The organism is Hwanghaeella sp. (assembly GCF_965227365.1).
Lineage (GTDB): Bacteria > Pseudomonadota > Alphaproteobacteria > UBA8366 > Aestuariispiraceae > Hwanghaeella.
This window is the reverse complement of record NZ_OZ245754.1, coordinates 3768121-3786657: the sequence shown is the minus strand read 5'-3', so window position 1 is coordinate 3786657 and position 18537 is coordinate 3768121. Positions and strand designations below refer to the sequence as shown.

14 protein-coding genes are annotated in these 18537 nt (G+C 60.1%); 7 read left to right on the top strand and 7 right to left on the bottom strand.

Annotated elements, in window-relative coordinates:
* Position 1: 1 nt before the first annotated feature.
* Complete coding sequence (locus tag ACQK2G_RS17335; protein WP_425406293.1) at positions 2 to 1618, bottom strand: ABC transporter substrate-binding protein; 1617 nt, start codon at positions 1616 to 1618, stop codon at positions 2 to 4.
* A 376-nt stretch (positions 1619 to 1994) separates the two neighbouring features.
* On the opposite strand from ACQK2G_RS17335, the gene ACQK2G_RS17330 reads away from it, so the two are divergent.
* Both ACQK2G_RS17330 and ACQK2G_RS17325 read left to right on the top strand, forming a co-directional pair.
* On the top strand, positions 1995 to 3377 hold the full coding sequence (locus ACQK2G_RS17330; protein WP_425406292.1) for a class II 3-deoxy-7-phosphoheptulonate synthase: 1383 nt from the start codon (positions 1995 to 1997) through the stop codon (positions 3375 to 3377).
* 90 nt (positions 3378 to 3467) lie between these two features.
* Entirely contained in the window at positions 3468 to 4604 is a 1137-nt protein-coding gene (locus ACQK2G_RS17325) for a nicotinate phosphoribosyltransferase (RefSeq protein WP_425407659.1), read from the top strand.
* 35 nt (positions 4605 to 4639) lie between these two features.
* Here the strand turns inward: ACQK2G_RS17325 and ACQK2G_RS17320 are convergent, their stop codons facing one another.
* On the bottom strand, positions 4640 to 7735 hold the full coding sequence (locus ACQK2G_RS17320) for an ATP-binding protein (protein ID WP_425406291.1): 3096 nt from the start codon (positions 7733 to 7735) through the stop codon (positions 4640 to 4642).
* A gap of 456 nt (positions 7736 to 8191) precedes the next feature.
* Here ACQK2G_RS17320 and ACQK2G_RS17315 point away from each other — a divergent pair, with 456 nt between their 5' ends.
* Together ACQK2G_RS17315 and gltX are read left to right on the top strand one after the other, a co-directional pair.
* Positions 8192 to 9865 (top strand): NAD+ synthase, encoded by a 1674-nt coding sequence (locus tag ACQK2G_RS17315; protein ID WP_425406290.1) that lies wholly within the window; start codon positions 8192 to 8194, stop codon positions 9863 to 9865.
* Positions 9866 to 9888: 23 nt separating this feature from the next.
* Complete coding sequence (gene gltX, locus ACQK2G_RS17310; RefSeq protein ID WP_425406289.1) at positions 9889 to 11235, top strand: glutamate--tRNA ligase; 1347 nt, start codon at positions 9889 to 9891, stop codon at positions 11233 to 11235.
* 70 nt (positions 11236 to 11305) lie between these two features.
* Here gltX and ACQK2G_RS17305 read toward each other — a convergent pair whose 3' ends face one another.
* A complete protein-coding gene (locus tag ACQK2G_RS17305; RefSeq protein ID WP_425406288.1) occupies positions 11306 to 12046 on the bottom strand; it encodes a hypothetical protein in 741 nt (246 codons plus the stop codon).
* A gap of 475 nt (positions 12047 to 12521) precedes the next feature.
* Between ACQK2G_RS17305 and cysS the strand changes: the two genes are divergently transcribed.
* The 3 genes from cysS to ACQK2G_RS17290 are packed head-to-tail and all read left to right on the top strand — an operon-like array spanning position 12522 to position 16688.
* A complete protein-coding gene (cysS, locus tag ACQK2G_RS17300; RefSeq protein ID WP_425406287.1) occupies positions 12522 to 13961 on the top strand; it encodes a cysteine--tRNA ligase in 1440 nt (479 codons plus the stop codon).
* Between the two features lie 15 nt (positions 13962 to 13976).
* Positions 13977 to 15569, top strand: a complete 1593-nt coding sequence (cimA, locus tag ACQK2G_RS17295) for a citramalate synthase (protein ID WP_425406286.1) — start codon at positions 13977 to 13979, stop codon at positions 15567 to 15569.
* A 24-nt stretch (positions 15570 to 15593) separates the two neighbouring features.
* Positions 15594 to 16688, top strand: coding sequence for a P1 family peptidase (locus tag ACQK2G_RS17290; protein ID WP_425406285.1), 1095 nt, complete (start codon positions 15594 to 15596; stop codon positions 16686 to 16688).
* A gap of 48 nt (positions 16689 to 16736) precedes the next feature.
* On the opposite strand, the gene ACQK2G_RS17285 is transcribed toward ACQK2G_RS17290, so the two are convergent.
* The 4 genes from ACQK2G_RS17285 to ACQK2G_RS17270 all read right to left on the bottom strand — a co-directional run bounded on the left by ACQK2G_RS17285 (position 16737) and on the right by ACQK2G_RS17270 (position 18514).
* A complete protein-coding gene (locus ACQK2G_RS17285) occupies positions 16737 to 17228 on the bottom strand; it encodes a GFA family protein (protein WP_425406284.1) in 492 nt (163 codons plus the stop codon).
* Positions 17229 to 17254: 26 nt separating this feature from the next.
* Positions 17255 to 17395: a hypothetical protein gene (locus ACQK2G_RS17280; protein ID WP_425406283.1), complete on the bottom strand. Its 141-nt coding sequence runs from the start codon at positions 17393 to 17395 to the stop codon at positions 17255 to 17257.
* Positions 17396 to 17451: 56 nt separating this feature from the next.
* Complete coding sequence (locus tag ACQK2G_RS17275) at positions 17452 to 18075, bottom strand: glutathione S-transferase family protein (protein WP_425406282.1); 624 nt, start codon at positions 18073 to 18075, stop codon at positions 17452 to 17454.
* A gap of 175 nt (positions 18076 to 18250) precedes the next feature.
* Positions 18251 to 18514: a hypothetical protein gene (locus ACQK2G_RS17270; protein ID WP_425406281.1), complete on the bottom strand. Its 264-nt coding sequence runs from the start codon at positions 18512 to 18514 to the stop codon at positions 18251 to 18253.
* Between the last annotated feature and the right edge of the window lie 23 nt (positions 18515 to 18537).

Here is an 18537-nt window from a genome sequence, read left to right as displayed (position 1 = left end):
CTTACTTGTACCACCAGCGCTCGCCGGCCTTCTCGCCGTCGAAGCCCCAGTTGCTGGCAATGTTTTCCGGCAGGGCGATCTTCGCGGAAACGGCCTGCGTGTAGGCGGAGAACATCGGGATGACGCAGCCGCACTCGTTGTGCACGATCCGCTGCATTTCCACATAGATCTCGCGCCGCTTGGTCGGTTCCAGCGTGGCACGGCCTTCGACCAGAAGCTTCATGAAGCGCTCATTGTCGAATTGGCTTTCGTTCCAATCCGCGCCGGAGGCATAGACCTGACTGAACATCCAGTCTTCCGTCGGGCGTCCACCCCAATAACTGGCGCACCAGGGCTTCTTGAGCCAGACATTCGACCAGTAGCCGTCATCCGCCTCGCGCGTGATCTCGATATTGATCCCGGCTTTCTTGGCGGTTTCGGAATACAGCTGTCCGGCATCAACGGCCCCTTCGAAGGCGGTCGCTGCCATCGACAGTTTCAGGTTGATACTGTCGTATCCGGCCTTCTTCAGGTGGAACTTCGCCTTGTCGGCATCGTATTGGCGCTGCGGAATTTCTTCTGCCGTGGCCCGATACTGGTTGGCGGGGCCGATCGGGAAGTCGTTGCCGATCTCACCATAGCCCTGCAGGATCTTCTTCAGCCATTCCTCTCGGTCGATGGCGTATTTCAGCGCCAGTTGCAGGTCGATATTGTCGAACGGCGCCGATTTGGACAGCATCGGCAAGGTGATGTGCTGGTTGCCGGTGGTCGGGAAGGCGACGACATTCGGCATCTTCTTCATCCGGCCCATCGTCTTCAGATCGACATTCTGCATGCCGTCGATCTCGCCGGTCAGCAGGGCGCTGGTGCGCGCGCCGACATCGGCGATGAACAGGGTGACGATTTCGTCGAAATGGCCGGCCCCTTCCTTCCAGTAATTCGGGTTCCGCGTCGTCACGGTGCGGACGCCCGGATCGAAGGACTTCAAGGCATAACCGCCCGTCCCGACCCCGGACTGCCAATCGATGCCGCCTTCGGGCTTCGCCGGGCAGATACCCAGATGGTAGTCGCTCATCAGGTACGGGAAGTCGGCGCTGCCGCCCGACAGGTTGAAGATGACGGTGTCCTTGCCGTCGGCCTTCACTTCCTCGATCGCGGAGATGATGCCTTTCGCGGCGGATTTGCTGTCTTCACCCAGGTGATGACGGATCGACTCGACCACGTCTGTGGAATCCAGTGTCTTGCCGTTGTGGAATTCGACGCCCTGGCGGATTTTGAAGACCCATTGCGACGCATCGTCGGAGGCTTCCCAACCGGTCGCCAGTTCAGGGATGAGCTGGTTGTTCGAGTCGATTTCGGTCAGGCAGTTGCGCAACTGTCCGAAGCTGACATTGATCATGTAGGAATCGAGAATTTGCGCGGGATCCAGCGTATCGCCTGTGCCGGCACCCGTCAGGCCCTGGCGCCAAACGCCGCCCTTCTTCGGCGTCGCCGCCTCGGCTTTGCTGACCATCGCGCTGGCGGCGGGAACCGTCAGGCCCAGCGCCAAGGCCCCCATCATGAACGAACGCCGGTCGATTTGCTGTGTTCTCAACCGTCGTTCCAGCTTGTGCAATTCGTTCAGTTTAGTGTTGTCCATAGGTACGCTCCCTATTCGTGAATGCAGAAAATTCCACGGATTTTCCGTTTGGTTTCGAAGTCTCCCAGTGCAGGAACACTAGGCGGCTCGGCACATGAAATCCACGGGAAAAGCGTTTCGGGAGAGTTGATTAGACCAGTCTGTTAGTCCTGCTTTCCTTATTCCCGCAGTAGGTGTGTTCAATCCGTGTTCACGGATCGGATTTTCTGTTTCGATGGCGCAAAACACGGCGAACGGCGATGCACTTGGGCGGAAATCCCGCGGTAAAGGGAGTATTGCGCGACCTTTCCTGTGGAAAACCGTTGTTGATCCGCGTATAGAAACCGGTCCCAGCCCATGGCGGGCGGGAAGAATGGCTATTTTGGAGGACAGGGCTATGGTTGCTGCATGGAGCCCGAAGACGTGGCGAGACAAAGATATTCAGCAGGTTCCGCATTACCCGGAGCCGGCCACACTCGAAACCGTCGAGTCGACACTTGCCAATTATCCTCCCTTGGTTTTTGCGGGTGAAGCCCGCCGTTTGAAGGACGATTTGGCGAAGGTCGCGAATGGCGATGCTTTTCTGCTCCAGGGCGGAGACTGCGCTGAGAGCTTTGCCGAGTTCCACGCGAACAATATCCGCGACACCTTCAAGGTCATGCTGCAGATGGCCGTGGTGCTGACCTTCGGCGCTTCCCTTCCGGTTGTGAAGGTCGGCCGCATGGCCGGTCAGTTCGCGAAGCCGCGTTCGGCCCCGACCGAAAAGGTCGATGGCGTGGAATTGCCCAGCTATCGCGGCGACATCATCAACGGGATCGATTTCACCGAAGCATCGCGCGTGCCGGATCCGAACCGGATGTTGAGCGCGTACAATCAGGCTTCGGCAACGCTGAACCTGCTGCGCGCCTTCGCGCAGGGTGGGTTCGCCGATCTCCACCAGGTTCAACGCTGGAACCTCGATTTCGTAAAGGGCAGCCAGCAGGGCGACCGCTATCAGGAAATGGCCAGCCGGCTGTCCGAAACGCTCGACTTCATGGCGGCTTGCGGCCTGACGGCGGAACTTGTTCCGCAAATCGCGGAGACGGAGTTCTACACAAGTCACGAAGCGCTGCTGCTGTGGTACGAACAGGCACTGACCCGTCAGGACAGTTTGAGCGGCGATTGGTACGACTGTTCCGCCCATATGCTGTGGATCGGTGACCGGACCCGCCAGCTGGACGGCGCCCATGTCGAGTTCCTGCGCGGGGTGAAGAACCCGATCGGGATGAAATGTGGTCCGTCGCTCGCGCCGGACGATCTGCTGCGCTTGATCGATACGCTGAACCCGGCGAACGAAGCCGGCCGGCTGACCCTGATTGCCCGGATGGGGCACGACAAGGTCCACCAGCATCTGCCGGCGCTGATCCGTGCCGTGGAAAAGGAAGGTCGGAAAGTCGTCTGGTCCTGCGATCCGATGCACGGCAACACGATCAAATCGGCGAGTGGCTACAAGACCCGGCCCTTCGATCGTATCCTTGCCGAAGTGAAGGCCTTCTTCGAGGTCCACGCGGCCGAAGGAACCCATGCGGGCGGCGTGCATTTCGAGATGACCGGGCAGGACGTCACGGAATGCCTGGGCGGTGCCCAGGCCATCTCGGACGAGGATCTGTCGCACCGATACCACACGCATTGCGATCCGCGTTTGAATGCGTCGCAGGCGTTGGAACTGGCGTTCCTGCTGGCCGAAGCGCTGAAGCTGGAGCGGTCGGGCGGTGCCGGAACCTTGGCCAAGGCTTCCTGACGATCAGGCCGTCCAGTCAGGCTTTCTTTCAGATCAGGCTGAGACCTATCCCGGGGGAGGGGCATGTCCGACGCTCAGAAATGTGTTCCGATGAATGACGCACAGTCCACGGCGCCGTTCAATGACGACGTACGCCGCTGGACCGACGCCTATTTCAACCGGACCAAGCAGACGATCGGGAAGTTCGGCGATACGCAGGTCACCTATGCGATCTTCATGCGCCGGCCGGTGGTCGCCGCGCCGAGATTGGCTGTGGACTGGCTGAACCGTGTGGCCGAACACCGCGGGTTCGACGTCAAGATCGACCTGATGTACGAGGAAGGGCGCTGGGTCGGTGCCGGTGAGCCGCTGATGTATATCTATGGCTCGTTCTACAATCTGGTCGATCTGGAAACCTTGCTGCTGCAAAAAATCGGACCGGCCTGTGTCGCGGCCTACAACGCTTTCTCCATGTGTATGGAACTGCCGAACGTGTCCTTCCTGGCGATGGATGCCCGGCATTGCGCCGGTACCGAGATGGCGGAGCTGATGGCTTATGCGGCCTCGGTCGGATCGGCCAGGGCGAAGCGCAAGGCAGGGGCCATCGGTTTTATCGGTAACGCAACGGATGCAACCGCCCATTTCTTCGGGCAGGACAAGGGCCTGGGCACCATGCCCCACGCCTTGATCGGCTATGCCGGATCGACGGTCCGCGCGGCGGAAATGTATCATGAAACGTTTCCCGATCAGAATTTGACGGTTCTGGTCGATTATTTCGGCCACGAGATCACCGACTCCCTAGCCGTCTGCGACCGTTTCCGGGATTTGGCGGATAATGGCCGGCTTGCGGTGCGTCTCGACACGCCCGGCGGTCGTTTCTGTGAGGGACTGGACCCGGCCGCGAGCTATGCGGTTCTGGACCGCAATGCCGCGCGCGCAATCCGTGGATACAGAACCGAGGACGAATTGCGCCATTTGATCGGCCCGGGCGTTTCCGCCGCGGCGATCTGGCATATGCGCGAATCCCTGGACCGGCAGGGCTTCACGAAGGTGAAGATTGTCGGGTCGAGCGGCTTCGGGCCTGAGAAATGCAAGGTGATGGCGCTCGCCGACGCACCGATCGATATCGTCGGCAGCGGCAGCTATTTGCCCGATGTCTGGCGGGAGACCTATGCGACGGCCGATATCGTCGATTACAACGGCGAAGCGCGGGTCAAGGTCGGACGCGAATTCCTTTTGCGGAAATAGTGGCCCGGCAGGGCGGCGGCTCGTCCGGACGGGCTTCAGGTGGTCACGAAACGCTCTCGATATTGCGGCCGTTCCGCCTTCGGCAATTGGTCGCGCAGCACGTTGGTCAGCGATTGAACGCGGACCGGTTTCGTGACGTACCCCGTCATACCTGAATCGAAACACTGCTGCTCCACGCCGGCCTCGACATTCGCGGTCAGGGCGATGATCGGTATCGTCGACAGCTTCCCGCCCAGGTTTCGGATTTCCTCCGTTGCCGAAAAGCCGTCCTGTTCCGGCATGTGCACGTCCATCAGAATCAAATCATAGGGCGCTTGCCGCGCAAGCGAGACCGCTTCCGCGCCGTTTCCTGCGACATCGATCTTGTGCCCCATCTTTGTCAGCATCATCCGGATCACCTGCTGGTTCACCGGATTATCTTCGGCGACCAGAATGCGCGAGGGCGCGATGCCTTGAGATTTCTCCCGGATCGACTGCTCTTCACGGGCGCGGTGCTCCGCGGTCGGTTCCGGTCTTGCGGCACTATTCGCCCTGTTTACTTCCATGATGGCGTCGAACAGTTCGGATTGCCGAACCGGTTTCAGAATGATCGCGTCCGGCCGGATGTCGGGTGAGGAAAACTCCCCGACCGACAGGACGATAACGGCGGTGCCGTGGGCTTGCAGAATCGCAAACTCCCTTGCCGTATTGAAATCTGCAAGGTGGTCGGCTTCCACGATTACCGCATCGAAATCCCGCGGCAGGCCTGACTTGAACCGATGTTCCTCGCCGAGGATCTCCGCTTTCGCGCCCCAGGCCTTGATCTGGCGTTCAAGCACCGCATCTGTCCGGACATCGCCCGAATGGACCAGAATGCTGAGCAGCGGTACCGTCTCGTTCTCCAGGTATTTGGGGCCTTCCAATACGGTCAGGGGGACTTCGAACCAGAAAGTGCTGCCTTTGCCTTCGTTACTGTCGACGCCGATTTCGCCGCCCATGAATTCGACGATGCGCCGGCTTATCGCCAAACCCAGGCCGGTGCCTTCATGGGTTCGGCTGCGCGAACCGTCGAGCTGGGAAAAGTCCGAGAACAATTTGCCGAACATTTCCTCTGCGATGCCGGGGCCGGTATCGTGCACGGAAACGCGGATGCGGGTCTTGTCCTTTTCTTCGCCGACGACGCGCGCTTCGATGGTCACGGAACCGGACTGAGTGAACTTCACACCGTTACCCGCAAGGTTGATGATCACCTGCCGAAGCCGACCTTCGTCTCCAAGCAACAATTCGGGCATCGCCGGGTCGATGATGGATCCGAGAACGAGGTTCTTTTCGCGTGCGCGCGATTGCAGCAATTCGACGGCGGCTTCCACGGTGTCGGTCGGCCTGAACTCACCGCTTTCAAGTTCGATCTTTCCGGATTCAATTTTTGAGAAATCCAGAATGTCGTTGATGACCGACAACAGGCCGTTCGCGGAATCCAGGATCGTCCGCGTCATTGTCCGCTGTTGCGGGCTCAGGTCGCTGTCCAGCAACAGGTTCGCCATGCCCATGACGCCGTTCATCGGGGTGCGGATTTCGTGGCTCATGGTGGCCAGGAATTCCGATTTCGCCTGCGATGCTTCTTCCGCGGCTTCCTTGGCGGCAGCGAATTCCTCGGCCTGCTTGATCTGGTCGGTGATGTCGACACGCACCGAGACTGTTCCGCCATCCTTCGTGCGATAATCGCTTATTCGGTGGTACCGCCCAGACTTGGCCCGTGCAATCCACGGCTCGCCGGACGCGTTGCGGTGGACGGCCATGCGGGTGCGGAACCAGGCTTCCGGATCTTTTTCTGAGCCGGGATACCAACCGTTCGCCATGCCGTAGCGCAGGATATCTTCCAAGGTCGCGCCGACCTTGATGACGTCTTCGGCGTCATCATAGATCCGCTGATACCTCTCATTGTGCAATGCCAGTTTGCCGTCCGGACCGAAATAGGCGAAGCCGTCATCCATCGATTCCAACGCATCGGTCAGGCGCTGTTGAATGGTCTGCAGTTCTGCGGTCCTTTGGACGACCGCGTCCTCCAATGCCGTTTTGGACTTGGCCAGTTCGTCGCGCGTCTGAACGATTTCCGTGATGTCGGACGCATAGATGTTCAAATAGTCCTCGCCTTCAATCGGGACGAGCTGCAAGCGGTAGACGGTGGATCCGACCTGACGGGTCAGCGTAACCGGTCCGTTGCTTTCCAACGCCAACTCGATGGAGGCCTGGAGGGACCGACGCGCTTGGCCGGTCACCAGGAACTCAACAAGTTTCTTCGCCGCGTCGTTCGCGTAGAGGACCTGGCCATCTTGGGAAAGACGGATGATCGGCGACGGATCCTCTTCCGGGAAACGCGCCAGCCAAAGGGAGTGCTGTTCCACTTCGCGGCGCGTTTTCTCCCGCGAGGCATTGCTCCGAAGGATCGTATTGTACCGGTCGAGCAACTGTCCGATTTCATCGCTGCGACTGTGCGGAACGGTAAAGTCGTCGGGTGTTTCCGGATTGTCCAAGGCACCCGATAGGTTGCTGCTCAATCGCATCAGCGGCTGAAGAACGATTTTGCCGACGCAAACCATGGTCACGAAGGTTAGGGCCAGCCCGATAAAGGCGACAATTCCGACGATGTTCAGGACATAGTTCAGCATCGCGTCGGCGATCCAGGCGGTATCCAGACGCAAGACGATACGATAGGTCGCATCGTCATAGGCCAAGGTGCGGACTGTCAGAAGACGCTTCTCACCCGGAACGTCGTAGTTGCCGTCATCGATCGTCTTGGAACCAAACTCCCCGACGTCCTCGCCGAATTTTACCTCGCATTCCTCGCCCGATTTGCAGATCGCTCCGCCCACGACATCGTCGCCCGAGGCAAACAGCCCACCGGCTTGCTCAAGGGACCAGCCGGTGATGTCCATCGCGATCAGATTGTCCAGCGCGCTGGTGATTGCTTCGCCGATTCTGATGGACTCCTGCCGGTAGGCCCGTTCGCGATTGAGGTAGGAGGGGACGAGGACGATGGCTTCGATGACGATGATGCTCAGGAAAATGATCCCCGCCAGACGCAGGCCCAACCTGGACCGGTAAAGGTCTCGCCAGCCAAGTTCCGTCACTTTTCCTTTGGACAAAGACATTACGTACAGCGAATCCGAGCCGTTTGATCAAACTGGTACCAGTCCCGTGATCCCCGGCTTCCGCCTCTCCGCCATCGAAGAATGAGACGCCGCCCCTCGGGTCGGTCCAACGGATCGGATCCGCCGGTGACCCGTGCAAACGTTCCGCACCGCCGTCCGTTCTGAATGGGCGGGATACGTTGAAATTTGCGACCCTGATACCAACACAACAGCAGTAAAGAATATATTAATGAAAGGGTTAACGTAGCGGGCCGGGCGGGGCTGTTCGGGCCCGTTTTTTCGAGGCAAAACGACAGGCTATACGGCGTTTTGACGCTTTCGCGGGCGCAAAGCTTGATTATCCCGCCTTGATTATCCAGTAACGTTGATCATAGTCGCGCTGCCGGTATCTCCAGCCCTGTTCGGTGTTCAACCGCCGCAGGCATTGCGTCGCATAAAGGAAAAACGAGAGCTTCGATGACGGATAGATTGAGGATCGCGCTGTGCCAATCGAACCCGACCGTCGGGGCGATTGCGGCGAACGTGGAGAAGGTTCGCGCAGCGCGCGCGGAAGCAGCGGCGGCCGACGCCGATCTGATGTTGTTCAGCGAGTTGGTTATCAGCGGCTATCCGCCGGAAGACCTGGTTCTGAAACCCTTCTTTCTGGACAAGATCGAAGCGGCGGTGCGCGAGCTGGCGCAGGATACGGCCGATGACGGACCGGCGATGCTGGTGACGGCGCCCTGGCGGGGTGAAAAGCAGACCCATGCCAAGGCGCATAATGCGGTGCTTCTGCTGGCCGGCGGCGAAATCGTAGCGGTCCGCCATAAGGTCGATCTGCCGAATTACGGCGTCTTCGATGAAAAACGTGTTTTTATCCCGGGCGACATGCCGGGCCCTATCAGTTTTAAGGGCGTTCGTATCGGCGTGCCGATTTGCGAGGATATCTGGACCCCGGATGTCATAGAGTGCCTGGAGGAATCCGGAGCGGAGTTCTTCCTGGTGCCGAACGGTTCGCCGTTTGAAGTCGACAAACCGGATTTTCGCATTCACCTGGTCACCAACCGGGTCGTCGAAAGCGGGTTGGCGCTGGCTTATTTGAACCAGGTGGGCGGGCAGGACGAACTGGTCTTCGATGGCGCCTCCTTCGTTCTCAACGCGGATCGCAGTCTTCCCGTCCAGGCCCCCGCCTTCGAGGAAGCCGTTCTGATCACCGATTGGGTTCGCGGGTCGGATGGCTGGTATTGCGAACCCGGCACGAAAGTGCCGCCGCCGGACCGTATGGCGGGTATGTACAAGGCCCTGGTCCTCGGGCTGCGCGACTATGTGGAGAAGAACGGGTTCCCGGGCATCGTGCTCGGTCTGTCCGGCGGCATCGATTCCGCCTTGTCCGCCGCTGTTGCTGTCGATGCCTTGGGCGCGGACAAGGTCCATTGCCTGATGATGCCGTCTCCCTATACCAGCAAGGAAAGCCTGGAGGATGCGGCGGAGGCCGCGAGACTGCTCAGCGTGACCTTGGACGAGGTCGCGATCGAACCGGCCATGAAGGCATTCGATGGGATGCTGGCGCCGTTGTTCGAAGGCCTGGCTGCCGACACGACGGAGGAAAACATTCAGGCACGGTCGCGCGGCCTGATCCTGATGTCGATTTCGAATAAGCTCGGCTACTTGCTGCTGACCACGGGCAACAAGTCGGAAATGTCCGTCGGCTATGCCACGTTGTATGGAGATATGTGCGGCGGTTATTCCGTATTGAAGGACGTCTACAAGATGGATGTCTTCGCGCTCTCGCGCTGGCGGAACGAAAACAGGCCTGCGGGCGCCCTCGGGCCGGAAGGGGCGGTGATGCCCGAACGCATCATCACCAAACCGCCCAGCGCCGAGTTGAAACCGGATCAGACCGACCAGGATTCCCTGCCGCCCTACGATGTTCTGGACGATATCCTGGCCGGATTGATCGAAGGAGAGCAATCCGTGGACGAGATCGTCGCCCGCGGCCACGATCCGCAAACGGTACAGCGGGTCTGGCGTATGCTGGATCTGGCGGAGTATAAGCGCCGCCAGGCCCCCCCGGGCGTCAAGGTCACCTCGCGGGCCTTTGGGAAGGATCGGCGCTATCCGATCACCAACGCGTTCCGGAAGATTCTGTAAGCATAGTCGAGGAAGTTGTTTTTATGACCGGCAAGACCGTCCGCGTCCGTTTCGCGCCCAGCCCGACCGGCTCCCTGCATGTCGGCAATGCACGCACGGCCCTGATCAACTGGCTCTACGCCCGCCATCATGGCGGCGAGATGCTGCTGCGCATGGATGATACGGATAGCGAGCGGTCAACCAAGGAATACGAGCTGGGAATCATCGAGGACCTCGGATGGTTCGGCCTGGACTGGGACGACTTCGCCCGGCAGTCCGCGCGCCAGGATCGCTATGACGCGGCGATGGAGCGCCTGAAGGAGAAGGGCCGCCTTTATCCCTGCTATGAGACCCAGGAAGAACTGGACCTGAAGCGCAAGATCCTGCTGGGGCAGGGCAAGCCGCCTGTTTACGACCGCGCGGCGCTGGCCCTCAGCGCGGAGGAACAGGCCGCTTTCGTTCAGCAGGGCCGGACGCCGCATTGGCGCTTCCGTCTGCTCGACGAACCGGTCGAGTGGGACGATCTCGGCCGCGGGCATGTTCGTTTCGAGCCGGGCCATCTCTCCGATCCTGTTTTGGTCCGTGAGGATGGCCGCCCGCTTTATACGCTGAGCTCGGTCGTCGACGACGGCGAAATGTTCATCACCCATGTGATGCGCGGCGAGGATCATGTCGTGAACACCGCCGTCCAGGTGCAGTTGTTCCAGGCCCTCGGCTATGATGTCCCGACTTTCGCGCATCTGCCCTTGATGGTCGGCGCTGACGGCAAGGCGCTTTCGAAACGGATCGGCAGCCTCGGCCTGGCCGAGATCCGCGCGGATGGTACCGAAGCGGTGGCGCTCGCCGCCTATCTCGCCCATCTCGGCACCGCGATTGCGCCGGACGGGTCGGAGACCATGGCCGACCTGGCGCGCAACTTCGATATCAAAGGCTTCGGCCGTGCGGGCCCGCGCTATGATCCAGCGGAACTGGAAACCTTGAATGCCAAGGTCATCCACCATCTGTCCTTTGACGTGGTAAAGGACCGGCTGGCGGAAGCCGGCTTAGGCGACGCGGACGAGGTGTTCTGGAGCGCCATCCACGGCAATATCGCCAAGGTATCGGATGCCGCCTACTGGTGGCAGGTCTGCAACGGGGAGATTGACCCGGCGGTCGACGCCGAAGATCGCGACTTCCTCACCCAGGCGGCGGCCGCCCTGCCGGAAGGCGCATGGGACGAGACGACCTGGAAGACATGGACCGGTGCGCTGAAAGAGGCCACTGGCCGAAAGGGAAAACAGCTGTTCCTGCCGCTGCGCCGCGCCTTGACGGGCCGCGACAATGGACCGGAACTGCGCGACCTGTTGCCGCTGATCGGGCGGGACCGGGCGGCTGAGCGATTGCGTGGATAGTGGGTCGACAGACCGACATTAAAAAAGGCCCCGGGAATGGGGCCTTTTTCGTGTTCGCAGGGTTTGTCCCTCAGGCGGTTTGGCGCCGGCGCATGAAGCCGAGCAATCCGATCCCGCCAAGGCCGCTCAACAGCAGCGGCAGGGCTGCCGGTACGGGCACGACGCTGGCCTGACCTTCGAAACCGCTGACGAAGAAGCGGTTGTCGTTATTCGGGTCGGTTAAGCCGGTGGTCGTCGTGAAGATGATGAATTCGAACGTTCCCAGCCCGCTGGCGAACTGGAATGTATCGCCGCTGGTCGTCGGCTGCTCGCCGATCGGCGTCAGGAAATCGATCACGCCGCTGAAGGCCGCGCCGGTGGACAGGAAGCTGCCGTCACCGGTGTCGTTGTAACCGAAGATCGAGAAGTTCTGGTTGTTGAAGAACTCGAACGTGGCCGAGATCGGCGTCCAAGCGGAAGCGGTCGGCAGTTTCATCACGAGATATTCGACGGAGGTATAGCTGTCGACATACGGGGCGAGCGGATGGCCGATATCCCGCGCCTCTTCTTCCCGGGACCAAACCCCGATACCGGCGTCTTCATAACCGACGGAGTGGTTCGCGGCGCCCCAGGAACCGTTTCGCTTGTCCTGGTCGAAGGCCCAGAAGGTCACGCCCCCTTCAAGGGTCGGAATGGAAAGCGTACCATTCGCGTGCCGGGTGCCGGTTCCGCCGGTGAGATCGAAAATTGTGGTCGCATTGGCGCCGGTCGCACCCAAGAGAAGCGCGCAGGCAACAATGCCGGTCCGCGCCATCGCAGAAACAAAACTCATGAAAACCTCAATAAAAAGGGGCATCGCCCCGCGTTCAGCCAATCGACGGAAACAAGCAATCGCCCCTGGACCGCTGGAACCTGTCTTTCTGAGGGTGCTTTTAGCACTTACTGCAGTACTTTGCGCGAAGTATTTTGCAAAAGGTTTTAACGGTTGTTCACAATAACAATGATAGGACGCAAATTTAGATTGAAACTCGGTGGGTACGGCGAATTCCGGCAGCCTTTTGCCGCATTGCCAAGCCGGGCCCGCTTTCACTATAGTGCCGCCGGTTTCGATCCGAGGCGAGGCGTTTGGGCATGTCCCTGACCGCGATCATCATTATCTCCTCCTGCCGCATTATTTGCGGCTGTCGGTGCTGTTGACCCTTCGACAGCGGACCGGCGGCCGACGGAACCAGGAAGCCGCTCAACTTCTACAGTAAATCGGAATTTTCAGGGGCGCTGCCATGCGGCACGCCCGGGGACAGCAGGTCATGACCATTCGCATCCACAACACCGCCACACGGACCAAGGAAGACTTCAAGCCGCTCGACCCCGCGGGGAAGGGGGTAGGCATGTATGTCTGCGGGCCGACGGTCTACGACCGCATTCATATCGGCAATGCCCGTCCACTGGTGGTATTCGACGTTTTCGCCCGGCTGCTGCGCCATGAATACGGGGCAGATCATGTCACCTATGTCCGGAACATCACCGACGTGGATGACAAGATCAACAACCGCGCCGCCGAGCGCGGGATCAGCATCCGCGAACTGACGGATACGACGATAGAGACGTTTCACCAGGACGCGGCTGCCCTGGGTTGCGAAGCCCCGGATGTGGAGCCGCGCGCTACCGATCATATCCCTGAGATGATCGACATCATCGAAAATCTGATTGCCAACGGCCACGCCTATGAAAAGGACGGCCATGTTCTGTTCGACGTGCCCTCATGGCCGGATTACGGCAAGTTCTCCGGCCGTGACCGGGACGAACAGATCGCCGGCGCCCGTGTCGAAGTAGCGCCCTATAAAAAGGACCCGGCGGATTTCGTGCTGTGGAAACCGTCGTCTGAAGGTGAACCCGGCTGGGAAAGCCCCTGGGGTTATGGCCGGCCAGGCTGGCATATCGAATGCTCCGCCATGAGCAGCAAGTATCTGGGTGAAACCTTCGACATCCATGGCGGCGGGTTGGACCTGATTTTCCCACACCACCAGAACGAAGTCGCGCAAAGCTGCTGCGGCCACAAGGGATCCGATTTCGCGCGCTACTGGATGCACAACGGCTATCTGTTGAGCGAGGGCGAGAAGATGTCGAAATCCCTCGGCAACTTCTACACCGTCGCTGAATTGCTGGAAGAGTTTCCTGGCGAAGCCCTGCGCCTCGTTCTGCTGCAAACGCACTACCGTCAGCCGCTCGACTTCTCGAAGGAAAAATGCCGGGAGGCGAAGGCTTCGCTCGACCGTCTGTATGGGGCGCTGAGAAAAGCCCAGCCGCTGATGGACGAACTACCCAGTGTTGATGCGTCGGACGAGACACTGGATATGTTCTATGGCGCGCTGAAGGACGATCTGAACACGCCCGAAGCATTGTCCGTCGTTTATGGCATTGCCCGGCAACTGAACCTGAACCTTGCAAAGATAGAGAGCGCGTCGAACCATGGCGCGCGAAAAAATGCTATCCGCGATCTTGGTCGGATACTGCATTACACCGAAACACTGGGTCTTCTGCAGCAGGATCTCGACATTTGGTTCAAGGGTACGGGCGCCGCCGATGGGCCGAGCGCGGAGGAGATCGAAACCCTCATCGCCGAGCGAGTGGCGGCAAAGAAGGACAAGAACTTCGCTCGCGCCGACGAAATCCGCGACGGGCTGAAGGCGCAAGGCGTGCTGCTGGAAGACAAGCCCGGCGGCATCACCGAATGGCGGCGCGGTTAGGGAAGGAACGCGACGATGGCTGACAGGGTTTATCTTTTCGACACGACGTTGCGCGACGGCGCGCAGACCCAGGGCGTCGATTTTACCGTAGCCGACAAGGCCGCTATCGCGACAGCGTTGGACGAGATCGGCATCGACTATATCGAAGGCGGCTGGCCGGGGGCGAACCCCACCGACTCGGACTTCTTCGAGAACCCGCCCAAGCTGAAACACGCGATGCTGGTTGCGTTCGGCATGACGCGTCGACCGGGCCGCAGTGCGGAGAACGATCCCGGTCTGGCACCGATCCTGAATTCGAAGGCCTCGGCCGCCTGTCTGGTCGGCAAGAGCTGGGATTTCCATGTGGATGTCGCGCTGGAGATCCCGCTTGAGGAAAACGTCGCCATGATCCGCGACAGCATTGCCCTTTCCAAGGAAAGAAAGGGTGAGGCGATGTATGACGCGGAGCATTTCTTCGACGGTTACAAGGCTAATCCCGCATTCGCGATGGAATGTCTGAAGGCGGCGATCGATGCGGGCGCCCGCTGGGTCGTGCTATGCGATACCAATGGCGGCACCCTGCCGCATGAGGTTGAACGGATCGTCGGCGAGGTCGTGAAGGAAATCCCGGGCGACCGGGTCGGCATCCACGCCCATAACGATACGGAAAATGCAGTCGCCAATTCGCTTGCAGCCGTACGTGCCGGTGCGCGCCAGGTCCAGGGCACGCTGAACGGGTTGGGCGAACGCTGCGGCAATGCCAACATCATTTCCCTGATCCCGTCGCTGACCTTGAAGATGGGTTTTGAGACCGGGTTGGCCGAAGGCGGCTTGACCAAGCTGACGGATCTGTCGCGCCTATTGGACGAACGCCTGAACCGCCAGCCAAACAGGCATCAACCCTATGTGGGCGAGGCCGCCTTCGCGCATAAGGGCGGCTTGCATGTTTCCGCCGTCGCCAAGGACCCGAAGACTTACGAACATATCGACCCGGCCCTGGTCGGTAATCAGCGCATCATTGTCGTCTCCGATCAGGCCGGCCGGGCCAACGTGCTGGCGCGCCTCTCCGAATTGGGCATCGAGGTAACCGATGAGGACAAGATCCGCCGCCTGCTCGACTTGGTGAAGGAGAAGGAATTCGCCGGCTATGCCTATGACGGGGCGGAGGCCAGCTTCGAACTGCTTGCCCGTCAGGCGCTGGGCGAGGTGCCGCGCTACTTCCAGACCGAACGATTCCGCGTCATGGATGACCGCCGCCGCAACGCCAAGGGCGAATTGGTGACGGAATCGGAAGCCACCGTGACGGTCCAGGTGAAGGGCGAACAGATCATGCGGGTCGCCATGGGCAACGGCCCGGTCAACGCGCTCGACACCGCGCTTCGCGAGGCGCTGTCCTCGGTCTATCCGCAGCTCAGCCAGATGCAGTTGGTGGATTATAAAGTGCGCATCATGCCGCCGCGCCATGACAGCACCGGGACCGACGCCGTCACCCGCACGGTGATCGAAAGCGCCGACCATGACGGCCACCGCTGGTCGACCGTCGGCGTTTCGCCCAACGTCATCGATTCATCCTACATTGCCCTGCGCGACGCCTATGCCTATCTGCTTTTCCGGGAAGGCGTAAGGTAGCGCCATAAAAGCAGGAGAATACCGATGACCAAACCCCGCGGCAGGGACCTCGGTTTGCCTTTTTCGGGTGAGACCGGTGTGTGGAACGCCATAACGGACGTGCCGGGGGTGAAGGTCGGGTATAAGACCCTGACCGACGATACGAAAAACATGCGTACCGGCGTCACGGCGATCATTCCCCGCGATGATGAAGGCGAACCGCGGCCGATCTGGGCCGGTCATTACTCGTTGAATGGGAATGGAGAGATGACCGGGACCCATTGGATCGACGATGCCGGTTATTTCATCGGGCCGGTCTGCATCACCAACACGCACGGCATCGGCATGGTCCATCATGGCGCCACGCGGTGGATGATGCAGCGATGGCCTGAATGGTATGCCTCGGAACATTCCTGGGCGATGCCGGTCGTGGCGGAAACCTATGACGGCGTGTTGAACGACATCAACGCGCAATTCGTCACCGACCAGGATGCGTTGGACGCCCTGAACAGCGCGGCGTCCGGTCCGGTGGCGGAAGGCAATGTCGGCGGCGGAAACGGCATGATCTGCTATGAGTTCAAGGGGGGAACCGGCAGTTCTTCAAGAAAGGTCTCCTTCGGCGGCGGGAACGATTTTACCGTCGGCGCGCTGGTCCAGGCCAATTTCGGTATCCGTCCCTGGTTGACGACCTGCGGCGTCCCGGTCGGCGAACACCTGACAAACGACCGACTTCGGGACCGGGAAACCGGGTCGATCATCGTTATTCTGGGTACCGACGCGCCGTTGAGCCGCACCAGCCTGCGCCAATTGGCGAAACGCGCCGCCATCGGCATCGGCCGTTCCGGCACGCCCGGCGGCAATAGTTCCGGCGATATCTTCCTCGCCTTCTCGACGGCGAATGTTCAGGACCAGCCGGAAACGGCACCGCTTCTGAACAGTCGGGTCGAATTGAACATCGACCGGCTCGACCCGCTCTATCTGGCCGCCGTTCAGGCGGTGGACGAAGCCGTCATCAATGCCATGGTCGCGGCGGAGACCTGTCCCACCTTCAAGCCACCGGGCAAGATCTGCGCGGCGATCGATACCGATGCCCTGAAAGCCGTGATGCAAGAGTACGGTCGGTTGATCCAACCCTCTTGAACCTCGCGCTGTGCGAGGCCATCGCGGTCTTGGTGTTATGAGAACGCGTTAGGGAGGTCTGCTGACAATCATTGGTTCAGACAAGACATGAGGCTCGATTGGCGTGCCATCGTTCGTGGTCGCGTGCTCGTCATATGTATTCACGCCGGGCGGGATAACAGTGCCATGCTGAGCCGCCGCCAGAAAAATATGCTTTGAATTGTCCGGCGATCTTTCGAACCAATTTGGGTCGTCGAAGGTGCCGCCATAGACGCCAACAACATCCTTAAAGCGATCAAATGTCAGGAAGAGTTTTGTTCCGCATACGTCGCAAAAATGAACATAGACCCACTTGCCGCTGCCTTCGGACAAATGCCGATAAACTTTCGCCTCGCCTTTGACCAGCGAGAAGTCAGCTTTGTCAAAAATCGGTTCGACCAGATACGCGGCGCCGGTAGCTCTTTGACAAAATCGGCAATGACACATCGTGACCCGAGAGGGCCGCGATTGGACTTGGTAACGCAATGCACCACAAAGGCATCCGCCTTTCGCGCTGATCATCGAACCAGCCTCCACCAATGCATCCGTTAGCTTACCACATTATCGGGGAGTGCGTAACAAGCACCGATTCGGATCAGCGACCGACGATGCTCCAACTCTTCCGCCGTTGCGTCCTGGCCGGTGAAGCCGCGGATATAGTCGGGGACATGGGCGAGGCGGTCTAGCATCGTCTCGCCGATCTCCAGGGCGCAGCAGCCGAGCTGCATGAAGTGCAGGAGGCGGACTATTGATGCAGTTCCAGAACCTTTGCCATGGCCGGGCGTTCGCGGGCGGCGCGGAAGCAGCGTTTCAGGCCCGGGAAATCGGCCAGCAGCTGTTTCGCATCCGGCGCCCAGGTGATCAGCATCACCGTATACATGTCGCATAAGGTATAGCGGTCACCGAACAGGAAGGGGCCGCCTTCGGTCAGGCGTTTCTCAATCGGCTTCCAGTATTCGGGAATGTTACGGCACGCCATTTCCTTCACCTTGCCGGCGGCTGCCGGGTCCGTCGTGAAGCGGTCCGGATAGTAGAACTGCTTATGGCCGTCCTGCACCGTATTGGTGAGATAGAAATAGGTGCTGAGGAATTCGGGGCGAATGGGATCGTCCGGCGCAGGGGCCAGATCGGTCCGGTCATGGGCTTCGGCCAGGTACAGCATGATGGCCGCCGCTTCATGCATCACCGGGCCGTCAGGCAATTTTAGCGCCGGAACCTTGCCTGCCGGATTCATGGTCAGGTATTCCGGCGTCAGGTGCTCGTCCTTATAGATGTCGACCGGTGTCAGTTCATAGGCCGCGCCGATTTCTTCCAAGGCGGCGTGCGGTCCGAAAGCCGCCGTCTGCGCGCACCAATAAAGTTTGTACATCCCGTTCCCCTTCAAGACTGCGTGGCAGTTCCTGTCCGGTCGGAAGGATGTCAGGCGGAACAGATCCGCGAAAGTCCGAACTACAAGACCGCCATAGAAACGTTACCGCCCGGCGCATCGATGAGGGATCGCCGGGCGGTGATACGTTAGGTAAGCCGTTTCGGGCGGGGAGGGGCTATTCCCCCGCGGTCATGCCGCGGACGATCGCCAACAGCCGTTCGGCGTAGACGAAGTTCGCCTGGGTGCAGAGATGCTCGGAGATACGGACGAGGTCGTTCGCTTCCGCTCGCGCCTTGTCCGTGATCGATGCATCGGCAGTCGCCTGCTTGGCGTCCTGGACCGCCTGGACACAGGTTTTCTTATCCTGAACCACTTGGGCCGAAACAGGGGTGGTGAAAAGCGCGATCGCCGCGAGAGTTGCAAGAAGAACCGCACGCATGGGGTTAACCCTCCCTTGAAATA

Bases quoted from the DNA above. Each gene is read 5' to 3' on its own strand.
- ACQK2G_RS17285 (WP_425406284.1), bottom strand. From the start codon at position 17,228: ATGATCAGCGCGAAAGGCGGATGCCTTTGTGGTGCATTGCGTTACCAA.
- cimA (WP_425406286.1), top strand. From the start codon at position 13,977: ATGGCTGACAGGGTTTATCTTTTCGACACGACGTTGCGCGACGGCGCG.
- ACQK2G_RS17275 (WP_425406282.1), bottom strand. From the start codon at position 18,075: ATGTACAAACTTTATTGGTGCGCGCAGACGGCGGCTTTCGGACCGCAC.
- ACQK2G_RS17270 (WP_425406281.1), bottom strand. From the start codon at position 18,514: ATGCGTGCGGTTCTTCTTGCAACTCTCGCGGCGATCGCGCTTTTCACC.
- ACQK2G_RS17290 (WP_425406285.1), top strand. From the start codon at position 15,594: ATGACCAAACCCCGCGGCAGGGACCTCGGTTTGCCTTTTTCGGGTGAG.
- gltX (WP_425406289.1), top strand. From the start codon at position 9,889: ATGACCGGCAAGACCGTCCGCGTCCGTTTCGCGCCCAGCCCGACCGGC.
- ACQK2G_RS17280 (WP_425406283.1), bottom strand. From the start codon at position 17,395: ATGCTAGACCGCCTCGCCCATGTCCCCGACTATATCCGCGGCTTCACC.
- ACQK2G_RS17330 (WP_425406292.1), top strand. From the start codon at position 1,995: ATGGTTGCTGCATGGAGCCCGAAGACGTGGCGAGACAAAGATATTCAG.
- ACQK2G_RS17305 (WP_425406288.1), bottom strand. From the start codon at position 12,046: ATGAGTTTTGTTTCTGCGATGGCGCGGACCGGCATTGTTGCCTGCGCG.
- cysS (WP_425406287.1), top strand. From the start codon at position 12,522: ATGACCATTCGCATCCACAACACCGCCACACGGACCAAGGAAGACTTC.
- ACQK2G_RS17325 (WP_425407659.1), top strand. From the start codon at position 3,468: ATGAATGACGCACAGTCCACGGCGCCGTTCAATGACGACGTACGCCGC.
- ACQK2G_RS17335 (WP_425406293.1), bottom strand. From the start codon at position 1,618: ATGGACAACACTAAACTGAACGAATTGCACAAGCTGGAACGACGGTTG.
- ACQK2G_RS17320 (WP_425406291.1), bottom strand. From the start codon at position 7,735: ATGTCTTTGTCCAAAGGAAAAGTGACGGAACTTGGCTGGCGAGACCTT.
- ACQK2G_RS17315 (WP_425406290.1), top strand. From the start codon at position 8,192: ATGACGGATAGATTGAGGATCGCGCTGTGCCAATCGAACCCGACCGTC.